We start from the raw sequence: 20,515 nt of genomic DNA, 5'->3' as shown, positions 1-20,515 counted from the left end.
GAACACCTCGGCGCACCGTAGGCGTCGGCATTACGGAATGCGTCCCATAGACCGCAACCATCCTGCCACCCGGGAAAAGTGAGAAAGGGCGGAGACCGCCCTTTTTGCTTTGCCGCCCGTGCGATTACTTGATTTCGGCGTCCGCCAGGAAGAACCAGGTATCAAGCACAGAATCGGGGTTCAGCGACACGCTCTCGATGCCCTGCTCCATCAGCCACTTAGCCAGATCCGGGTGATCCGACGGACCTTGTCCGCAAATACCGATGTACTTGCCAGCTTTGTTACAGGCCTCGATCGCATTGGCCAGCAGTTTTTTCACCGCCGGATTACGCTCATCGAACAGGTGCGCAATGATGCCGGAGTCGCGATCCAGACCGAGCGTAAGCTGCGTCATGTCATTGGAGCCGATGGAGAAGCCATCGAAGAATTCGAGGAACTCGTCAGCCAGCAGAGCGTTGGATGGCAGCTCGCACATCATGATAATACGCAGGCCGTTTTCGCCACGCTTGAGGCCGAACTGGCCGAGGATATCGATGACCTGCGACGCCTCACCCAGGGTGCGCACGAAGGGCACCATCAGCTCCACGTTGGTCAGCCCCATCTCATCGCGAACCTTACGCATGGCACGGCACTCGAGCTCGAAGCAGTCGCGGAAGGATTCGCTGATGTAACGCGAAGCGCCGCGGAAACCGAGCATCGGGTTCTCTTCTTCAGGCTCGTAGAGCTTGCCTCCGATCAGGTTGGCATACTCGTTGGACTTGAAGTCCGACAGACGCACGATGACCTTCTTCGGCCAGAATGCGGCAGCCAACGTGCTAACCCCCTCGACCAACTTCTCGACATAGAAGTCGACCGGATCGCCATAGCCTGCGATACGTTTTTCGACGCTGGACTTGATGTCTGACGGCAGACCGTCGAAATTCAACAGCGCCTTGGGGTGCACACCGATCATGCGATTGATAATGAACTCAAGCCGTGCCAGGCCGACACCAGCGTTCGGTAACTGGGCGAAGTCGAATGCACGGTCCGGGTTGCCGACGTTCATCATGATCTTGAACGGCAGTTCGGGCATGGCATCAATGGAATTCTGACGGATGTCGAAGCCCAGCTCACCCTCGAAAATCAGCCCGGTGTCGCCCTCGGCGCAAGTGACGGTGACGCGCTGGCCGTCCTGCAGCAGCTCGGTTGCATTACCGCAACCAACAACCGCGGGAATGCCCAGTTCACGTGCGATGATGGCCGCGTGACAGGTACGGCCGCCGCGGTTGGTAACGATGGCGCTAGCGCGCTTCATCACCGGCTCCCAATCCGGGTCGGTCATGTCCGATACTAGAACGTCGCCGGGCTGCACCTTATCCATCTCGGATACGTCGCGAATGATCTTCACCGGGCCAGCGCCGATACGCTGACCGATGGCGCGGCCTTCGACCAGGACCGTGCCTTTTTCCTTGAGCAGGTAGCGCTCCATGACGTTGGCGCTGCTGCGGCTCTTTACGGTTTCTGGACGCGCTTGAACGATATATAGCTGGTTGTCATCGCCATCTTTGGCCCACTCGATGTCCATCGGGCGGCCGTAGTGCTTCTCGATGGTCATAGCCTGCCGGGCAAGATTGGCGACTTCGGTATCGCTCAGACAGAAACGCATGCGCTCGGCCTGGTCGACTTCCACGGTCTTGACCGATTTGCCAGCGCTGGCTTCTTCGCCATAGACCATCTTTATCGCCTTGCTGCCCAGATTCCGACGCAGGATGGCGGGACGACCGGCCTCAAGGGTGTGCTTGTGAACATAGAACTCGTCGGGGTTCACCGCGCCTTGCACGACCGTCTCGCCCAAGCCGTAGGCGCCGGTGATGAACACCACGTCGCGGAAGCCGGACTCGGTGTCGAGGGTGAACATCACACCGGCAGTGCCGGTCTCGGAGCGGACCATACGCTGAACGCCCGCGGACAATGCGACCAGCTTGTGATCGAAGCCCTGGTGCACGCGATAGGCGATCGCACGATCGTTGAAGAGCGAGGCAAACACTTCCTTAGTAGCGCGGATCACATTGTCCACGCCACGAATGTTGAGGAAGGTTTCCTGCTGACCAGCGAATGAAGCGTCCGGCAGATCCTCGGCGGTGGCGGAGGAGCGAACTGCTACCGCCATGTTGTCATTACCGCCGGCCATTTCTGCAAAGGCGGTACGGATATCTGCGTCCAATTGCGGCGGAAACTCAGCTTCCATCACCCAACCGCGGATCTGCGAGCCCGCCTTGGCGAGTGCATTAACGTCATCGACATCCAATGCATCGAGAAGCGCATGGATTTGCTCGTTGAGACCGCTGAGCTCCATGAAATCACGATAGGCCTGGGCCGTGGTGGCGAAACCGCCAGGTACCGAAACACCGGCGCCTGCAAGGTTGCTGATCATCTCGCCAAGGGAGGCGTTCTTGCCCCCTACACGCTCAACATCATGATTGCCGAGCTTATCGAGGGAAACTACGTACTCTACCAAGGTGATCTCTCCACGTTGTTTTGGGAACTCGGTTCGTGCCCATCCGCGGCACGGTGGTCTGGCCCTGCAAAATAAGTAACAATGCCCGCCAATCGAGGCTCGGCGAAGGGGCCTACTATAGCTGAGAACCGTTCTTGACTTAAGGTCCCAGGCGCAATGAAACGAACTGCATTTTTTATATCCGACGGTACCGGGATCACGGCTGAAACACTCGGCCAAAGCCTGTTGGCACAGTTCGAAACCATCAACTTCATCAAGCTCACCCGACCGTATATCGATACGGCGGAAAAAGCGCGGGCAATGGTACAGCAAATCAATAAAGCGGCGGAAAGTGACGGCGCTCGCCCGATCATATTCGATACGCTGGTGAACCAGGAGATTCGCGACATCCTGGCTGAGTCCAATGGCTTCATGATCGACATCTTTTCATCCTTTCTCGCTCCGCTGGAACATGAGCTGATGTCACGTTCCTCCTATTCGGTCGGCAAATCCCACTCGATCAGCCATAACGCCAACTACATGGAGCGAATCGACGCAGTCAATTTCGCTCTGGACAACGATGACGGCGCCCGCACGCACTACTACGACAAGGCGGATTTGATTTTGGTCGGCGTCTCCAGGTGCGGCAAAACGCCCACCTGCCTCTACATGGCCATGCAGTACGGCATCCGGGCAGCCAATTACCCGCTGACCGAAGACGACATGGAACGCTTGCAACTACCTACCGCGCTCAAAACCCACCGGGACAAGCTGTTCGGCCTGACCATCGATCCAGACCGCTTAACTGCCATTCGCAACGAGCGCAAACCGAACAGCCGCTACGCCAGCTACGCTCAATGCGAATTCGAGGTTCGCGAAGTGGAAAGCATGTTCCGCCGCGAGAACATCAACTACATCAATTCCACGCACTTCTCGGTGGAGGAGATATCCGCCAAGATTCTTGTCGAGAAAGGCGTCGAACGACGGCTCAAATAAGCGCCGTTCTGCTAGACAACAAAAAGTCCGCTTAGTGCGGACTTTCTGCGTCTATGCCGTTCTGTCTTCGGGCGGTCAACCAACGTACGGCTGACCGCAAGCGCTTGATCCATGCAAAGCTCGGTGCCCGCGATCAGAGCCCATCGCTTGGTACCCTCACCCAACCTTCCATCAGTATTCGTGCGCTGCGGCTCATGCTTGCCTTGAGCACCGTCCACTCGCCGTTGACCTCGCGGGCTTCAGCACCCACCCTCAACGTACCGGACGGGTGCCCGAACACGACTTCCGAGCGATCGCCTCCCCCGGCGGCCAGATTGACCAGCGTGCCCGGAATCGAGGCGGCCGTACCGATGGCAACCGCCGCGGTTCCCATCATCGCGTGATGCAACTTGCCCATCGAGAGGGCGCGCACCAGCAGGTCGACATCTGAAGCGCTAACGGCTTTGCCACTGGATGAGATGTAGTCCCGCGACTTGGCAACGAAGGCAACCTTGGGCGTATGCTGCCGCTTCACGGCATCGGCGATCGTCTTGATCAGTCCCATGCGCAGCGCGCCGTGAGCACGAATCAACTCGAACATGGCCAGTATTTTCGGATCTCCGTTGACCGCATCCTGCAGCTCGCTACCGGTGAGCCCTACATCCTCAGCGTTGATGAAAATCGTCGGGATACCGGCGTTGATCATGGTCGCTTTCAGCGCGCCGATGCCTGGTACCTCAAGCGAGTCGACCAGGTTTCCGGTGGGAAACATCGAACCACCAGCCTCGCCCTCGTCGGCGGGATCCAGGAACTCCAGCACGATCTCCGCCGAAGGAAAGGTCACCCCATCCAATTCGAAATCACCGGTTTCCTGAACCTCGCCGTTGGTCACCGGCACATGCGCGATGATGGTCTTGCCGATATTGGCCTGCCAGATGCGCACGCTGCAGACGCCGTTCTGCGGAATGCGTTCCGGGTCGAGCAGTCCGGCATGCAGTGCAAACGCGCCAGCAGCCGTTGAAAGATTGCCGCAGTTGCCGCTCCAGTCGACAAAGGCGCTGTCGATCGAGACCTGCCCATAAAGGTAGTCGACGTCATGTTCAGGGCGGGCGCTCTTGGACAGGATGACGCATTTACTGGTGCTGGACGTTGCGCCGCCCATACCATCGGTGTGCTTGCCATAAGGGTCGGGGCTGCCGACGACACGCATGAACAGCTTGTCCCGCGCCGCGCCCGGAACCTGCGCCGCGAGCGGCAGATCCTTGAGGCGGAAAAACACACCCTTGCTGGTGCCCCCGCGCATATAGGTGGCCGGAATTCTCAGTTGCGGTGCGTGTACCATGGAAATCTGCCTTATTTAAATACCTGGCCATAGAACGGATTCGGACTCTCAGGGCGCAACGCTGCTGCTTGGGCGCAGCAGCGAAGCCTCGCGCGCACTCAGGATTGGTTGAGGAAATCCTTCGCGAAGCGTTGCAGCACACCGCCGGCGTCATAGATCGATACCTCTTCCGCCGTATCGAGGCGACACGTGACTGGCACCTCGACACGTTCGCCACTCTTGCGGGTGATCACCAACGTCAGCGTGGCATGCGGCGTGCGCTCACCGATCACGTCATAGGTTTCGCTACCATCGATGCCCAGCGTCAGGCGCGTGGTGCCCGGCTTGAATTCGAGCGGCAGCACGCCCATGCCAACCAAATTGGTTCGATGGATCCGCTCGAAGCCTTCCGCTACGATCGCCTCCACACCCGCCAACCGAACGCCTTTCGCCGCCCAATCGCGGGATGAGCCCTGCCCGTAATCGGCGCCAGCGATGATGATCAGCGGCTGCTTGCGGTTCATGTAGGTTTCGATGGCTTCCCACATGCGCATCACCTTACCGTCCGGCTCGACGCGCGTCAGCGAACCTTTCTTAACCTGCCCGTCGACAACCGCCATCTCGTTGACCAATTGCGGGTTAGCGAATGTCGCACGCTGGGCGGTCAGGTGATCGCCGCGGTGCGTGGCGTAAGAATTGAAGTCCTCTTCCGGCAAGCCCATCTTGGCCAGGTATTCGCCGGCAGCACTGTCGAGCAGGATCGCGTTGGATGGCGACAGGTGATCGGTGGTGATGTTGTCCGGCAGCACCGCCAGCGGGCGCATACCCTTGAGCGAGCGCTCACCTGCGAGAGCGCCTTCCCAGTAAGGCGGACGGCGGATGTAGGTCGACGTCGGACGCCAGTCGTACAGCGGGCTTTCCGCCTCTACCACCGTACCCAGATCGAACATCGGAATATAGATCTGCTTGAACTGCTCCGGCTTGACCGACGCAGCAACAATGCGGTCGATCTCTTCATCACTCGGCCAAAGATCCTTGAGCGTAACCGGATTGCCCAGTTGGTCATGGCCGAGTACATCCTTCTCGATATCGAAACGCACGGTACCGGCGATGGCATAGGCAACCACTAACGGCGGTGACGCCAGGAACGCCTGCTTGGCGTATGGGTGAATGCGACCATCGAAGTTGCGGTTACCCGAGAGCACTGCCGTGGCGTACAGGTCACGGTCGATGATTTCCTGCTGGATCTTAGGATCCAGCGCACCGGACATGCCATTACAGGTGGTACAGGCGTAGGCCACGATGCCGAAACCGAGTTTTTCCAGTTCAGTCAGAAGGCCAGCGTCCTCCAGATATAGCTTGGCGACCTTTGAGCCCGGCGCGAATGAAGTCTTGACCCAGGGCTTGCGCACCAAACCCAGCTCGTTGGCCTTCTTTGCCAGCAGGCCAGCGGCGACTACGTTGCGCGGGTTCGATGTATTGGTGCAGCTGGTGATGGCGGCGATGATCACCGCGCCGTCCGGCATCAGTCCTTCACGCTCTTCGGCTTGCGCCTTGTCGAGATCGCCAGCGATGCCGCGCTCATGCAACGCGGACGTTGGTAGGCGACGATGGGGGTTGGACGGGCCGGCCATGGTGCGTTCGACGCTCGACAGGTCGAACTCCAACACCCGCTCATATTCGGCATCGACCAGGGCATCAGCCCACAGGCCGGTAGTCTTTGCGTAGTTTTCCACCAGCGCCACCTGTTCCGGTTCACGACCCGTCAACTTCAGATAGTCGATGGTTTGCTGGTCGATATAGAACATTGAAGCCGTGGCACCGTATTCCGGGCACATGTTGGAGATCGTTGCGCGGTCCCCGATGGTCAGGCTGGCCGCGCCGTCACCGAAGAACTCCACATACGCACCAACCACACGTTCCTTGCGCAGGAACTCGGTCAATGCCAGGACAATGTCAGTCGCGGTAATACCGGGCTGACGCTTGCCCGTCAGGCGAACGCCGATAATATCCGGCAGTCGCATCATCGATGCGCGGCCGAGCATCACGGTCTCGGCTTCCAACCCACCGACACCGACGGCGATTACACCGAGCGCGTCGACGTGCGGGGTGTGGCTGTCGGTACCAACGCAGGTATCCGGGAAGGCAATGCCGCCACGGGCCTGAATCACCGGTGACATCTTCTCCAAATTGATCTGGTGCATGATCCCGTTGCCAGCCGGGATCACATCGACATTCTTGAATGCCGTCTTGGTCCACTCGATGAAGTGAAAGCGATCCTCGTTGCGACGCTCTTCGACGGCACGGTTCTTCTCAAATGCGTCAGGGTCGAAGCCAGCATATTCGACGGCAAGAGAATGATCGACGATCAGCTGGGTCGGCACCACAGGATTGACCTTGGCCGGGTCACCGCCCTGCTCGGCAATCGCATCGCGCAGGCCGGCCAGATCCACCAGCGCGGTCTGGCCGAGGATGTCATGACAGACCACGCGCGCCGGATACCAGGGGAAATCCAGGTCACGGCGTCGCTCTATGATCTGTCTCAGCGAATCGGCCAAGAGGGCCGGATCGCAACGCCGCACCAGCTGTTCGGCCAGCACGCGCGAAGTATAGGGGAGTTTGTCGTAGGCCCCGGGCTGGATGGCTTCGACCGCGGCGCGTGTATCGAAGTAGTCCAGCAACGTGCCGGGCAGTGGTTTGCGGTGTTCTGTATTCATGCCTATGACTCAATCCAGTGGGATGTTCGCAAAAGCGGGTTGGAGAGACCACAACGCGGTCTCTCCTGTCTCGATCAGCGCTCAGCGATCGGAACGACCTTGCGTTGTTCCGGACCGACATACTCGGCGCTTGGCCGGATGATGCGATTGTTGGCCCGTTGTTCGATGACGTGGGACGCCCAGCCGGTGACCCGCGAGCAGACGAAGATCGGCGTGAACAACTTGGTCGGGATTCCCATGAAGTGATACGCGGAGGCATGGTAGAAGTCGGCATTGGGGAACAGTTTCTTCTGCGCCCACATGGTCTCGTCGACTGCAACCGACACCGGAAACAAGACGGTATCGCCTACCTCATCGGCCAGTTTCTTCGCCCAGATCTTGATGACTTCGTTGCGCGGATCGGATTCTTTATAGATCGCGTGGCCGAAGCCCATGATCTTGTCCTTGCGCTCGAGCATGCCGAGGATGCCCTGCACCGCTTCTTCCGGCGACTTCCATTGTTGGATCAAGTCCATGGCCGCCTCGTTGGCACCGCCATGCAACGGACCGCGCAGCGAGCCGATGGCGCCAGTGACGCAGGAGTACATGTCCGACAAGGTCGAGGCGCAGACGCGCGCGGTGAAGGTCGACGCGTTGAACTCATGCTCGGCGTAGAGGATCAGCGAGACGTTCATGACCTTGACGTGCAGCTCGCTTGGCTTGTTGCCGTGCAGTAGCGCGAGGAAATGGCCGCCCAGCGTGTCTTCGTCGCTGGCGCATTCGATCCGCTGTTGTTCATGAGTGAAGCGGTACCAGTAGCACATGATCGCGGGGAAAGCGGCCATCAGACGCTCGGCGATATCGCGCTGCTGCTCGAACGAGTGCTCCGGCTCCAGGGTGCCCAGCACCGAAGCGCCGGTGCGCATCACGTCCATGGGATGCGCATCGGCAGGGATTCGCTCCAGCACTTCTTTAAGCGCAGCTGGAAGATCACGCATGCCCTTCAGGCGTGTCTTGTAATCGGCAAGTTGCTGGACAGTTGGCAGCTCACCATAGAACAGCAGGTAAGCGACCTCCTCGAATTCGGCCTGTGCCGCCAGATCCCGCACGTCGTACCCCCGATAGGTCAGGCCCGCGCCGGTCTTGCCGACCGTGCACAACGCAGTCTGGCCGGCAACCTGGCCTCGCAGGCCAGCGCCACTCAATACTTTTGCTTCAGCCATTGCTTTCTCCTTAATTGAACTTGTTCTGGATACTGCAAATTGCTCAATCATCAGCGTTCGGACGATCTCTGAATCGCTTGCCCCGATCAGGCCTCAGCCTTTTTTCTGGGCAAACAGCGCGTCGAGGCTTTGCTCGAAGGCGTGATAGTTGATGCGCTCGTACAGCTCCATGCGGGTCTGCATGGTGTCGATGACGTTCTTCTGCGTACCGTCGCGGCGAATGGCGGTGTAGACGTTCTCGGCCGCCTTGTTCATGGCGCGGAACGCGGATAACGGGTAGAGCACCAGAGAGACATCGGCACCAGCAAGCTCTTCGGTCGTGTACAGCGGTGTCGAGCCGAATTCGGTGATGTTGGCCAGGATCGGCGCACCGACCTTTTCGGCGAACAGCTTGTACATCGACAGTTCGGTGATCGCTTCAGGGAAAACCATATCCGCTCCGGCCTCGACGCAGGCCTGGGCGCGCTCCAGTGCAGATTCGAGCCCCTCGACCGCCAGCGCATCGGTACGCGCCATGATCACAAAGCTGTCGTCGGTACGCGCATCGACTGCCGCCTTGATCCGATCGACCATTTCCTGCTGCGAGACGATCTCCTTATTGGGGCGATGGCCGCAGCGCTTGGCGCCCACCTGGTCCTCGATATGAATCGCCGCAGCGCCAAACTTGATCATCGACTTGACGGTACGTGCCACATTGAAGGCCGAGGAGCCGAAGCCGGTATCTATATCAACCAACAGCGGCAGATCGCAGACGTCGGTAATCCGGCGTACGTCGGTCAGCACGTCGTCCAGCCCGCTGATACCGAGATCGGGCAGGCCAAGCGATCCGGCTGCGACGCCACCACCCGACAGGTAGATCGCCTTGAAACCGGCACGCTTGGCCAGTAGCGCATGATTGGCATTGATCGCGCCAACCACCTGCAGGGGGTGTTCACTGGCCACCGCGTCACGAAAACGCTGGCCGGGAGTAGGAAGTGTCATGCCTCACCTCTTGTCTGTGGTGTCGGTTGCTGAGCAGCCTGATAGTGGCGCTCGATATTGCGCTTGGACGCGCCGATATGCCGACGCATCAACAACTCGGCCAATTCGCCATCGCGGTCGGCAATGGCGTCGAGAATTCGATGGTGTTCGGCGAATGCCTGATGCGGGCGGTTCGGGGTCGCGGAAAACTGGATGCGGTACATCCGAACCAGCTGATACAGCTCGCCACAGAGCATCTGGGTCAGCGTACGGCTGCCGCTGCCCTGGATGATTCGATAATGGAAATCGAAGTCGCCTTCCTGCTGGTAGTAACCGACGCCCGCCTTGAACGCCTCGTCCCGTTCATGGGTCTCCAGCACGCGACGCAACTCACCTATTTCGGTCTCACTCATACGTTGCGCGGCCAGTCGGCAGGCCATGCCCTCCAGCGACTCGCGAATCTCATAGAGCTCGATCAGCTCCTCATGGCTGAGCGAAACGACACGAGCCCCTACGTGCGGCACGCGAACTAGCAGCTTTTGCCCTTCCAGACGATGTATCGCCTCACGCAACGGCCCCCGGCTAATGCCGTATGTGCGTGCTAATTCGGGTTCTGAGATCTTGCTGCCCGGGGCAATCTCACCTTTTACGATAGCCGCCTGGATCAGTCGAAAAACGTGCTCGGAAAGGGTTCCGCTGTCGACCTGATCAGGGCGAGCGATTTCCAACGCATCGAGCATATTGTTGACACCTAAGCTGATTTAAAGACAAATCTATGCCTGAAAAGGCGCCCAGTCAAATAAGACCAAGGTAGATTGTCGACACCTTTCGAAGTCGCAATCTCTCTAGCGCAACGCTTTGAAAATAAGCATCGAGGGAGCAAGGCTAGTCGCACCAATAAACGCCCATGCTAGAATGCGCCGCTATATGCCGCGCTGGCGTTCGCCTCGCCATGCCACATCCATGGGATCGTCGTTCCGACTGCCCTCTCCGACTCGACTAATTCTGGATCTATGAGCACCAAATCCCGTCTCCTGTTGCTCTGCCTATTGGCTTCTCCGTTTCTCGTCCAGGCTGAAGAAAAAACTGTCTACGGTCTCAACGAACATGTAGCACTACCCGATTTCGGTCTCGAAGTGCCGGCGAAACTCGACACAGGCGCACAGACCGCCTCGCTCAGCGCACGCGACATCGAGCGCTTCAAGCGCAACGGGAAAAGCTGGGTCCGCTTCTATCTCGCCATTGACGAGGCCCACAACCGTCCGATCGAGCTGCCCCTGCAGCGCATTAGCAAGATCAAGCGGCGCGCCGGTGACTTCGACCCGGAAGAAGAAAAAACCTACACCCCGCGCCCCGTCGTAGAGCTCAACTTGTGTATGGGCCAGGCTAAACGCAGCATTGAAGTGAACCTCACGGACCGAAGTGCATTCCAATACCCACTTTTAATAGGTTCCGATGCGCTTGCTCGCTTCGAAGCCCTGGTCGACCCAAGCCTTAAGTACGCTGCTGGCAAGCCCGGCTGCATTACCGAATCCGACGCTGACGAGTAATTCCATGCGCGCCCTTACCCTGCATCTGAAAGTCCTGATTTTTATACTCGTCACGCTGGGCATCGCGATCACCGCGTACCAGATTTTCATTCTCGGCATTCCGATTACCGAGGATGAAACGGACGACCTGTGGAATATCGATGCCAAAGTTGAATTCCAGGCCAATCCGCGCGATCCGGTAAAGCTGCAGATGTATGTGCCGCCGCTGAATCAGGAGTTTGTCAGCCTCAACGAAAGCTTCATCTCCAATAACTATGGTGTGAGCATCAACCGTGCCGATGGCAACCGCCGCGTCACCTGGTCGGCGCGCCGCGTCAGTGGCAATCAGACGCTCTACTACCGCCTGGTTCTGACTCGACGCTATAGCGGTGAACAAACCAAGGCCAACGGCCCGATCTTCCGTGACAGTATTCCGGTCGAAGGAGCTGAGAAGATTGCCGCCGAAGCATTGCTCTCACCGATTCGCCAGCACTCGGCCGATGTCGAGACCTTCATCAGCGAAGCCATCAAGCGCGTCAATAACGAAAACGACGATAACGTCAAGCTGCTGCTCGGCGGTGACTCCGCGACGGCGAACAAGGCGCGCGTGATCGAGTTGCTGCTATCAATCGCACACGTCCCCATGGAGCGCGTACACACCATACGGCTGTCGCCCGACATGGCGCAGACGCCGGAGTTGTGGCTGCGCAGCTTCAATGGTGATAAATGGCTGTACTTCAATCCCGAAACCGGTGAGCAGGGCCTGCCGAAAGATCGTTTGGTCTGGTGGACCGGTGACGAGCCGCTCATCAATCTGGAGGGTGGCCGGAACCCGCAGGTGACATTTACGCTCAACAGCAGCGAAATGAATGCCATCCGCCTGGCCAAGCTGACCGACGAGAACACCGACGCGGACTTCCTCGAGTACTCGCTGTACGGCCTGCCGCTGCAAACTCAGCAGACGTACCAGATCATGATCATGATTCCGATCGGCGTGCTGGTGATTTTGATTCTGCGAAACCTCGGCGGCCTGCAGACGCTGGGTACTTTTACACCGGTTCTGATCGCCCTTGCCTTCCGTGAGACGCAGCTCGGATTCGGGATCATCCTGTTTACCGTGATTACCGCGCTGGGGCTCTCGCTTCGTTCCTATCTGGAGCATCTGAAATTGCAGATGCTTCCTAGACTTTCCGTGGTCCTGACCTTCGTCGTCGTACTGATCGCCGTGATCAGCTTGCTCAGCCACAAGCTGGGTCTGGAACGTGGACTGTCGGTCGCGCTGTTCCCGATGGTGATCCTCACCATGACCATCGAGCGGCTATCCATTACATGGGAAGAACGCGGCGCGGGCCATGCCTTCAAGGTCGCCGTCGGGACACTGATTGCGGCAACCCTGGCGCACCTCCTGATGAGCGTGCCGGAGCTGACCTACTTCATGTTCACCTTCCCAGCCGTACTGCTGATCATGGTCGGGTTCATGTTGGCGATGGGTCGCTACCGTGGCTACCGCCTGACCGAGCTGTTTCGATTCAAAGCCTTTTTGAAGGATTGAGCCATGTTCGGTCTGATCAAAACGTGGAAGGCCCTCGAAGCCAAAGGCATCATGGGTATCAATCGCCGCAACGCGGACTACGTGCTCAAGTACAACAAGCGCAACCTGTACCCGATCGTCGATGACAAGATCATCACCAAGGAAAGGGCAATCGAAGCCGGCATCGACGTCCCGGAGATGTACGGCATCATCGAGACCGAAAAAGACATCGACAAACTCAAGGACATCGTCAAAGACCATGACGATTTTGTAGTCAAACCGGCGCAAGGGGCTGGCGGCGACGGCATTCTGGTAATCGCTGATCGTTTCGAAGGTCGTTACCGAACGGTATCGGGCAAGATCATGACGCACGATGAAATCGAGCATCAGATCTCCAATATCCTCACCGGCCTCTACTCGCTCGGCGGCCATCGCGATCGCGCCCTGATCGAATACCGCGTCACGCCGGACCCGATCTTCAAGAGCATCAGCTACGAAGGCGTTCCGGATATCCGCATCATCGTACTCATGGGCTACCCGGTGATGGCCATGCTGCGCCTACCGACGCGGCAGTCTGGCGGTAAGGCCAATCTCCATCAGGGTGCAATCGGCGTCGGCGTTGACCTGGCGACAGGTATTACGCTGCGCGGCACCTGGCTGAATAACAAGATCACCAAGCATCCTGACACCACCAACGCGGTGGACGGTGTGCAGCTGCCCAACTGGGACGGTTTCATGAAGCTTGCTGCGGGCTGCTACGAGCTCTGCGGACTGGGATATATCGGCGTGGACATGGTGCTGGATCAGGACAAGGGACCACTAATCCTGGAGCTCAACGCTCGCCCCGGCTTGAACATCCAGATCGCCAACGACTGCGGCCTGACCCTGCGTACGCATGCTGTGGAAGACCGGATCGAAGAGCTCAAGCAGAAGGGTATCCAAGAAACGCCTGAAGAGCGGGTGCGGTTCGCGCAGCATCTCTTCGGTCATATACCGCCCCACGCGTGAATCCCAGGCCCGGCCACATCCGGGCCACTCCTGGATCGACACTCTCGCATGCCGCTCTGCACCGTACATACCCTGCCCTATCGCCCCGCCCCCACCTTCTGGTTCGAGCGCGTTCGCCATGCGCCCGGCGCGGTGCTGCTGGACTCCGGACGCCCGACCGCAGAGCGCGGGCGGTACGACCTACTGAGCGCGTGGCCGAGAGAGATACTGGAACCAAATCCAGGAGAGACTGGCAGCGCCTTCTTTGCGCGTCTTCGAGACGCCTTGCGAACATTCGGCAAGGCAGAGCCTCCAGCGGGACTGGAGCTGCCTTTCGCCGGTGGCCTGCTGGGGTTTCTCGGCTACGACTTCGGTGCGCGGCTCGAAAGGCTCCCGACCGCTGCGGTGGCGGATCTGCGATTGCCGCCCGCCCGGTTCGGTCTATACGCCTGGGCATTGATAAATGACCATCACAACCAAACGGCCCAGCTGATTTTCCATCCGAAGCTCGCCGATGAAGAGCGGGATTGTCTGATCAAGCTGTTCGAGTCGAGATGGCAGTCAGAGCAATCGGCGTTCAGCCTTGATTCGCCGTTCACCGCCGACCTGGAGCGCTCCGAGTACCAGCAAGCAATCGAGCGCATCCAGCAATACATCCAGGCCGGCGATTGCTATCAAGTGAATTTCGCGCAACGCTTCCGTGCGCCGTGCACAGGCGACCCATGGCAGGCGTACCAGGCCCTGCGCACCGCCTGTCCGACGCCTTATTCAGGCTTCATGACCGTGGAGCGCGGCGCCATCGTCAGCCTGTCCCCCGAACGCTTCCTGCGGCTCTCCAACGGAATCGTCGACACCCGACCGATCAAAGGCACGCGTCCTCGTCGAGATGCCCCCGATGCTGACCGGGCAGAGGCCCAAGCGCTGCTGAACAGCGAAAAGGATCGCGCCGAAAACCTGATGATCGTTGACCTGCTGCGAAACGACCTGGGGCGAAGCTGCGAAATCGGCAGCGTGACGGTGCCAGAGCTGTTCTCGCTGGAAAGCTATCCGAACGTGCACCATCTGGTGAGCAGTGTCAGCGGTACCCTGGCCAGCAACAAGGACGCTCTGGACCTGCTGGCCGGCAGCTTCCCCGGAGGTTCGATAACCGGCGCGCCGAAGATCCGTGCGATGCAAGTGATCGACGAGCTGGAGCCCACGCGGCGCTCGATCTACTGCGGCTCATTGCTCTATCTGGATGTACGAGGCGAGATGGACAGCTCCATCGCCATCCGCACACTGCTGATTCAAAACGATCAGGCGACCTGCTGGGGCGGCGGCGGGATCGTGGCGGATTCTGACTGGCGAGCCGAGTATCAGGAAACCTTCGATAAGGTGAGGGTGCTGATGGAGACGCTGGAAGGGCTATAGCCGGCGATTGCAGGCGCGTGGCTCGCGCCTGCCTCTGACTGATGGGCATGTTGTTATCCGCCAGCGCCTCCGCACGGCCGTCAAGGTGGATCGATGAGACGTGACTCCACCCGACGAATACAACGCTGGATCTTGGCCGGTTAGAGTTCAAGCGTGCGATTGGACGCCTTGAGGAACTCCTGCTTCAGAGCGTCGAAGGTGTGAACGGCCGGGAACTGCGGAAATTCGCGAATGACGTTATCGGGCGCATGGAAGAGGATGCCGGCATGCGCCTCGGCGAGCATGGTGGTGTCATTGTACGAATCACCAGCGGCGATAACGCGGTAGTACAGGCTCTTCAGAGCGATCACCGACTGGCGCTTGGGATCCTTCTGGCGCAGCTCGTAGTTAACGACACGCCCCGACTCGTCGGTGATCAGTCGATGGCAAAGCAGCGTGGGGAAACCTAACTGACGCATCAGCGGCTGCGAAAACTCGTAGAAGGTATCCGACAGGATCACTACCTGGAAACGCTCACGCAACCAGGCGACGAACTCAACAGCGCCGTCGAGCGGCTTCAGGGTCGCGATGACCGCTTGGATATCCGACAACTTCAGGCCATGCTCGTCGAGGATGCGCAGGCGCTGCTTCATCAGTACGTCATAGTCAGGAATGTCCCGTGTGGTTGCCCGGAGCGATTCGATTCCGGTGGCCTCGGCAAAGGCGATCCAGATTTCCGGAACCAGGACACCTTCCAGGTCGAGACAGGCTATTTCCACGAATCACTCCTCAAAGCAGAAAATTGAAGCGGCACTCTAACGGTAAGGATCAGGTGGCGCAACGCGATGGCTTATTCGTTAAAGTTAGGCATGGCCACCCCAAACGTTATTTAGAGTCATAAAAACAATTTGCTAACATCCGCGGCCAGCAGAGCGCCAAGCGCCAACCAAGGAAGCCGCCTGATGAGCCAAACAATTGATGTAGCCGAGCTGGCATCTGCCTATGCCAGTAAATCACCCCAAGACATTCTCAAGCTCGCCTTCGACCTGTTCGGCGACGATCTCTGGATCTCGTTCAGTGGCGCTGAAGATGTCGTGCTGGTGGACATGGCCTGGAAGCTGAACAAGAACGTCAAGGTGTTCAGCCTCGACACCGGTCGTCTGCACAGCGAGACCTATCGTTTCATCGAACAGGTTCGCGAGCATTACGACATCGCTATCGACATCATGACGCCGGACCCTGCCCTGTTGCAGCCGATGGTCAATGAGAAAGGGTTGTTCAGTTTCTACCGCGACGGTCATGGCGAATGCTGCGGCATCCGTAAGATAGAGCCGCTTCGACGCAAGCTTACCGGGGTCCGAGCCTGGGCCACCGGCCAGCGCCGTGATCAGAGCCCCGGCACGCGTAGCCAAGTATCGGTACTGGAGATCGACAGCGCTTTTTCAACGCCAGAGCACACCTTGTATAAATTCAACCCATTGGCGCAGATGACCAGTGAGGAAGTCTGGGCTTATATCCGCATGCTCGAGTTGCCTTACAACAGCCTGCACGAGCGCGGGTTCATCAGCATCGGCTGCGAACCATGCACACGCCCGGTTCTGCCAAACCAGCATGAGCGTGAGGGTCGTTGGTGGTGGGAGGAGTCCACCCAGAAGGAATGCGGCCTGCACGCCGGTAATCTTATCGCCCGAAGCTGACGGTGTTTTTCACACTTCGAGTGTGCTTGCGCGATGAGTCGCCGCTTGACGTCAGCTCATAACCGAATCATCCAAACCCCAGCGTCGCCTCAGCGAAGCTGGCTTCGATTCGTATTGAGTGGCGATTGACCCGCTATCAAAAAGTCGGCAGATCGACATCGCTGAACAACTCGTCCAGCTCGACCTTGTTCCGGCACTGAACAGCTCTTTCGAGTATTTCCCGATCGAGATGCGGGGCGAAGGTTTCGATGAAATCGCACATGAAGCCGCGCAGGAAAGTGCCGCGACGGAATCCGATCTTGGTCACGCTGGACTCGAACAGCTCGCTGGCATCGAGCACCACCAGATCCGGGTCGAGCTTGGCATCGACCGCCATTCGCGCGACGATTCCGACCCCCAACCCAAGGCGCACATAGGTTTTGATGACGTCGGCGTCTGCCGCCGTGAACACCACCTTCGGCGATAAGCCTCTGTGACTGAATGCCTCATCCAGCTTGGAGCGTCCGGTAAAGCCGAACACATAGGTCACGATCGGATGTTCCGCCAAGGCTTCCAGGGTGAGCTTTTCCACTTTCGCCAGCGGATGCCCCTGCGGCACGACCACACAACGATTCCACCGATAGCACGGCATCATGACCAGATCACCGAACAGCTCCAGCCCCTCGGTGGCGATGGCGAAATCCACAGTGCCGTCGGCTGCCATCTCGGCGATCTGCATGGGCGTACCCTGGTGCATGTGCAGGGAGACATCCGGGTACTGCTTGATGAAGGCGCTGATTACCTGCGGCAGGGCATAGCGGGCCTGGGTATGAGTGGTCGCGATACTCAAGGTACCGCGTTTTTCGTTGGAGAATTCCTGGGCGATCTGTTTGATGCTTTCGCACTTGCGAAGAATTTCGCCAGCGGTCGTAATGATGCGTTCGCCAGCGGGGGTAACTCGGGTCAAGTGCTTGCCGCTCCGGGCAAAGACTTCCACCCCTAGCTCGTCTTCGAGCAAGCGGATCTGTTTGCTGATGCCGGGTTGGGACGTGAACAGGCTCTGCGCGGTTGCCGAGACATTGAGGTCATGATGCGCCACCTCCCAGATGTAACGCAGTTGCTGAAGCTTCATAGAGATCCCTCAAAGGCCAATGACGCCTGAACGTCACCATTTTTTTATAACTTTGCGCACCAGAACGTCGGAATTCTAGGTCATTTCCATATGTACCGCCTCCCAGCGATTCGGGTCGCAATCGCCGCCTCTCATAGTACGAACTAGAACAGCGAGCATATCCTGGGACTATCCGTCTGATATGCCAGGCCGATCGCATCCTGAACGTCAAACAGGCACTTAGAATTCTCGCGGCCTCGTTTGAGCTTAGCAGCCCCAAAAGAAACCTCTACCGACTCGAACGCCCGCCCGGCAGCTGCCTCCGAGGTGATTGACCTAGCGGTCTGCGCGCATGGAAATGAAACGCAGGGCCTGAAGCAGCGCCTCGGTCTTGGGCATCCCAAAACCGACCTGTGCGGCCGCGGCAAGCGGAGCGGCGTAGATCGCTTCGAGCTCCATCGGGCGCCCATGCGCATGGTCGTGGTACATGCTCGGTAGATAGTTGGGCATGTGGTCGGTGGCTGTCATCATCCGGTCTACCAGTGCCTCAGGTAGTGGATAGCCACAGGCGCTCGCCGCTCCACAGGCTTCCAGCATGATCGACCTGACCAGTGCCCGACTGTCAGGGTTGGCCATCAAAGGCGCCGTGCCGGCATCCAGCAGGACCGAAAGGCCGTTGTATGGCATGTTCCACACCAGCTTCTGCCAGCGCGCCTGAGCGAGATTGGCGGCCGCATTGGAATCGACACCCGCCGCGCGAAACATCGATACGCCCTCTTCGACCAAGGCCTGCTGTTGCTCTGGCGTTGCTGCCGAACCTGAGTGGTAGCCGAGATTGACCCCACCGAGCGCCTGATGCTCGACGACGCCCAGCGCCGAACGGTGCGCGCAGATGAAACAAAGACCGCCAAGCAGATGAATATTGCTCGGTAGCAACGCACGCAGGTCGTCCTCGATTCCCAGGCCATTCTGCAACACCACGACCTTGGCATCTTGCCCAGCAGCCTCCACGATCAGCGGGGCCAGTTCCGGATTGCTGGTGCTTTTCGCCCCCACTAACAGCCAGTCGCATTTGGGCATGTCCGCGGCCCGCCGATAGGCCTGTACCTCATCCAGATGCAACGAACCCTGTACCGCGCTGTTCACGTGCAACCCGTTCTGCCTGACCGCCTCGTATTCGCTGCGCAGCAGAAAGTGCACGTCGTAGCCGGCCCGGGCGAGCATCAGTCCATAGAAACCACCGATGGCGCCAGTGCCAATAATTCCAATTCGGGGATGAGGTGCGGTCATGCAGAACTCCAGCTACAGGTCAGTACGACGCCAACAATGGCGCGCTTGAAATCGCAACCTTAGCAGCGTCCCGGGGCAGCGCCCAGCCGTCACTCACGGTAGCCCTTCGGTCGCATACCGGTATAGGGCGGACCCAGGCGGCAGTCCGACTTCAAGGTCATTGTCGGAGCGCCTCAATACGCGATAAGGTTCCGCTTCCCCGCTGCGCCCTAAAGCCCTGCTCCGCCGCATCGGGATTGGCTGGCGGACGGCATCCGTGACTGATGAGAACACGATGGCTGATTTACCGATCGATGACCTTAACGTTTCCTCCAACGAGACACTTATCACGCCGGAGCAGTTGAAGCGTGAAATACCGCTGACCGCTTCCGCGCTGAAGACCGTCTCCGAAGGACGCCAGGTGGTACGCAACATTCTCGACGGCAAGGATCATCGCCTGTTCGTGGTGATAGGCCCCTGCTCGATTCATGATCTCAAGGCCGCGCATGAATATGCCGAGCGCCTCAAGGTGCTGGCCGACAAGGTGTCCGACAGCCTTTTTCTGGTCATGCGGGTGTACTTCGAGAAACCTCGCACCACCGTAGGTTGGAAAGGCCTGATCAACGACCCCTATATGGACGACTCGTTCAAGATCCAGGATGGCCTGCACATCGGCCGCCAGTTGCTGCTCGATCTCGCCGAAATGGGTCTGCCCACCGCCACCGAAGCACTGGACCCAATCTCTCCGCAGTACCTGCAGGACCTGATCAGCTGGTCGGCCATCGGTGCGCGCACTACTGAGTCCCAGACACACCGTGAGATGGCCTCAGGCCTGTCCTCGGCGGTGGGTTTCAAAAATGGCACCGATGGCAGCCTGACCGTCGCGATCAATGCGCTGCAATCGGTATCCAGCCCGCATCGCTTCCTTGGCATCAATCAGTCCGGCGGGGTCTCCATCGTCACCACCAAGGGCAATACCTACGGTCACGTCGTGTTGCGCGGCGGCAACGGCAAGCCCAACTACGATTCGGTCAGCGTGGCCGTGTGCGAACAGGAACTGAAAAAGGCTGGCATCACCCCTAACATCATGGTCGATTGCAGCCACGCGAACTCCAACAAGGATCCGGCATTACAACCGCTAGTCATGGACAACGTGGCTAACCAGATCCTCGAGGGCAACAACTCGATCGTCGGGTTGATGGTAGAAAGTCACCTCGGCTGGGGCAGTCAGCCAATTCCCAAGGATCTGGCTGACCTGAAATATGGTGTGTCCATTACCGATGCCTGTATCGACTGGGACGCTACCGAAAAGGCTATCCTCGGCATGCATACGAAACTGAAGAATGTACTGCCGAAGCGCGCTCGCGGCTAA

General features: G+C 58.8%; 16 protein-coding genes. 7 read left to right on the top strand and 9 right to left on the bottom strand.

Going from position 1 to position 20,515, the window contains the following annotated elements; translation table 11 throughout:
• Window positions 1–124: 124 nt before the first annotated feature.
• On the bottom strand, window positions 125–2,497 hold the full coding sequence (ppsA, locus tag ACL0K2_RS22505; RefSeq protein WP_413043440.1) for a phosphoenolpyruvate synthase: 2,373 nt from the start codon (window positions 2,495–2,497) through the stop codon (window positions 125–127).
• A 156-nt stretch (window positions 2,498–2,653) separates the two neighbouring features.
• Here ppsA and ACL0K2_RS22500 point away from each other — a divergent pair, with 156 nt between their 5' ends.
• Window positions 2,654–3,472: a pyruvate, water dikinase regulatory protein gene (locus ACL0K2_RS22500; protein ID WP_045161588.1), complete on the top strand. Its 819-nt coding sequence runs from the start codon at window positions 2,654–2,656 to the stop codon at window positions 3,470–3,472.
• Window positions 3,473–3,605: 133 nt separating this feature from the next.
• Here ACL0K2_RS22500 and prpF read toward each other — a convergent pair whose 3' ends face one another.
• The 5 genes from prpF to ACL0K2_RS22475 all read right to left on the bottom strand — a co-directional run bounded on the left by prpF (window position 3,606) and on the right by ACL0K2_RS22475 (window position 10,391).
• Complete coding sequence (gene prpF / locus ACL0K2_RS22495) at window positions 3,606–4,793, bottom strand: 2-methylaconitate cis-trans isomerase PrpF (protein ID WP_413043439.1); 1,188 nt, start codon at window positions 4,791–4,793, stop codon at window positions 3,606–3,608.
• Between the two features lie 98 nt (window positions 4,794–4,891).
• Window positions 4,892–7,489 carry a Fe/S-dependent 2-methylisocitrate dehydratase AcnD gene (acnD, locus tag ACL0K2_RS22490; RefSeq protein WP_239612087.1) on the bottom strand — a complete coding sequence of 866 codons (2,598 nt, stop codon included), beginning with the start codon at window positions 7,487–7,489 and terminating at the stop codon, window positions 4,892–4,894.
• Between the two features lie 74 nt (window positions 7,490–7,563).
• On the bottom strand, window positions 7,564–8,691 hold the full coding sequence (gene prpC, locus ACL0K2_RS22485; RefSeq protein WP_239612086.1) for a 2-methylcitrate synthase: 1,128 nt from the start codon (window positions 8,689–8,691) through the stop codon (window positions 7,564–7,566).
• Between the two features lie 93 nt (window positions 8,692–8,784).
• Window positions 8,785–9,672, bottom strand: a complete 888-nt coding sequence (gene prpB, locus ACL0K2_RS22480) for a methylisocitrate lyase (protein ID WP_239612085.1) — start codon at window positions 9,670–9,672, stop codon at window positions 8,785–8,787.
• Complete coding sequence (locus tag ACL0K2_RS22475) at window positions 9,669–10,391, bottom strand: GntR family transcriptional regulator (protein WP_413043438.1); 723 nt, start codon at window positions 10,389–10,391, stop codon at window positions 9,669–9,671. The genes prpB and ACL0K2_RS22475 overlap by 4 nt, the downstream gene beginning before the upstream one ends.
• A gap of 273 nt (window positions 10,392–10,664) precedes the next feature.
• On the opposite strand from ACL0K2_RS22475, the gene ACL0K2_RS22470 reads away from it, so the two are divergent.
• The 4 genes from ACL0K2_RS22470 to pabB are packed head-to-tail and all read left to right on the top strand — an operon-like array spanning window position 10,665 to window position 15,108.
• Window positions 10,665–11,201 carry an ATP-dependent zinc protease gene (locus tag ACL0K2_RS22470; RefSeq protein WP_045161580.1) on the top strand — a complete coding sequence of 179 codons (537 nt, stop codon included), beginning with the start codon at window positions 10,665–10,667 and terminating at the stop codon, window positions 11,199–11,201.
• Between the two features lie 4 nt (window positions 11,202–11,205).
• Window positions 11,206–12,732: an inactive transglutaminase family protein gene (locus ACL0K2_RS22465; protein WP_045161579.1), complete on the top strand. Its 1,527-nt coding sequence runs from the start codon at window positions 11,206–11,208 to the stop codon at window positions 12,730–12,732.
• A gap of 3 nt (window positions 12,733–12,735) precedes the next feature.
• Complete coding sequence (locus tag ACL0K2_RS22460; RefSeq protein WP_045161578.1) at window positions 12,736–13,719, top strand: alpha-L-glutamate ligase-like protein; 984 nt, start codon at window positions 12,736–12,738, stop codon at window positions 13,717–13,719.
• Window positions 13,720–13,767: 48 nt separating this feature from the next.
• On the top strand, window positions 13,768–15,108 hold the full coding sequence (pabB, locus tag ACL0K2_RS22455; RefSeq protein WP_413043437.1) for an aminodeoxychorismate synthase component I: 1,341 nt from the start codon (window positions 13,768–13,770) through the stop codon (window positions 15,106–15,108).
• 140 nt (window positions 15,109–15,248) lie between these two features.
• Here the strand turns inward: pabB and thrH are convergent, their stop codons facing one another.
• Window positions 15,249–15,866, bottom strand: coding sequence for a bifunctional phosphoserine phosphatase/homoserine phosphotransferase ThrH (gene thrH / locus ACL0K2_RS22450; RefSeq protein ID WP_045161576.1), 618 nt, complete (start codon window positions 15,864–15,866; stop codon window positions 15,249–15,251).
• Window positions 15,867–16,049: 183 nt separating this feature from the next.
• Here thrH and ACL0K2_RS22445 point away from each other — a divergent pair, with 183 nt between their 5' ends.
• Window positions 16,050–16,784, top strand: coding sequence for a phosphoadenylyl-sulfate reductase (locus ACL0K2_RS22445; RefSeq protein WP_045161575.1), 735 nt, complete (start codon window positions 16,050–16,052; stop codon window positions 16,782–16,784).
• 136 nt (window positions 16,785–16,920) lie between these two features.
• Here ACL0K2_RS22445 and cysB read toward each other — a convergent pair whose 3' ends face one another.
• A complete protein-coding gene (gene cysB / locus ACL0K2_RS22440; RefSeq protein ID WP_045161574.1) occupies window positions 16,921–17,895 on the bottom strand; it encodes an HTH-type transcriptional regulator CysB in 975 nt (324 codons plus the stop codon).
• 315 nt (window positions 17,896–18,210) lie between these two features.
• Entirely contained in the window at window positions 18,211–19,164 is a 954-nt protein-coding gene (locus ACL0K2_RS22435; RefSeq protein ID WP_413043436.1) for a putative 2-dehydropantoate 2-reductase, read from the bottom strand.
• Window positions 19,165–19,438: 274 nt separating this feature from the next.
• On the opposite strand from ACL0K2_RS22435, the gene ACL0K2_RS22430 reads away from it, so the two are divergent.
• Complete coding sequence (locus tag ACL0K2_RS22430; protein WP_045161571.1) at window positions 19,439–20,515, top strand: 3-deoxy-7-phosphoheptulonate synthase; 1,077 nt, start codon at window positions 19,439–19,441, stop codon at window positions 20,513–20,515.

Source organism: Pseudomonas sp. YJ42, assembly GCF_047225135.1.
GTDB classification, from domain to species: domain Bacteria; phylum Pseudomonadota; class Gammaproteobacteria; order Pseudomonadales; family Pseudomonadaceae; genus Stutzerimonas; species Stutzerimonas stutzeri_E.
This window is presented reverse-complemented; position numbering and strand designations above follow the sequence as displayed.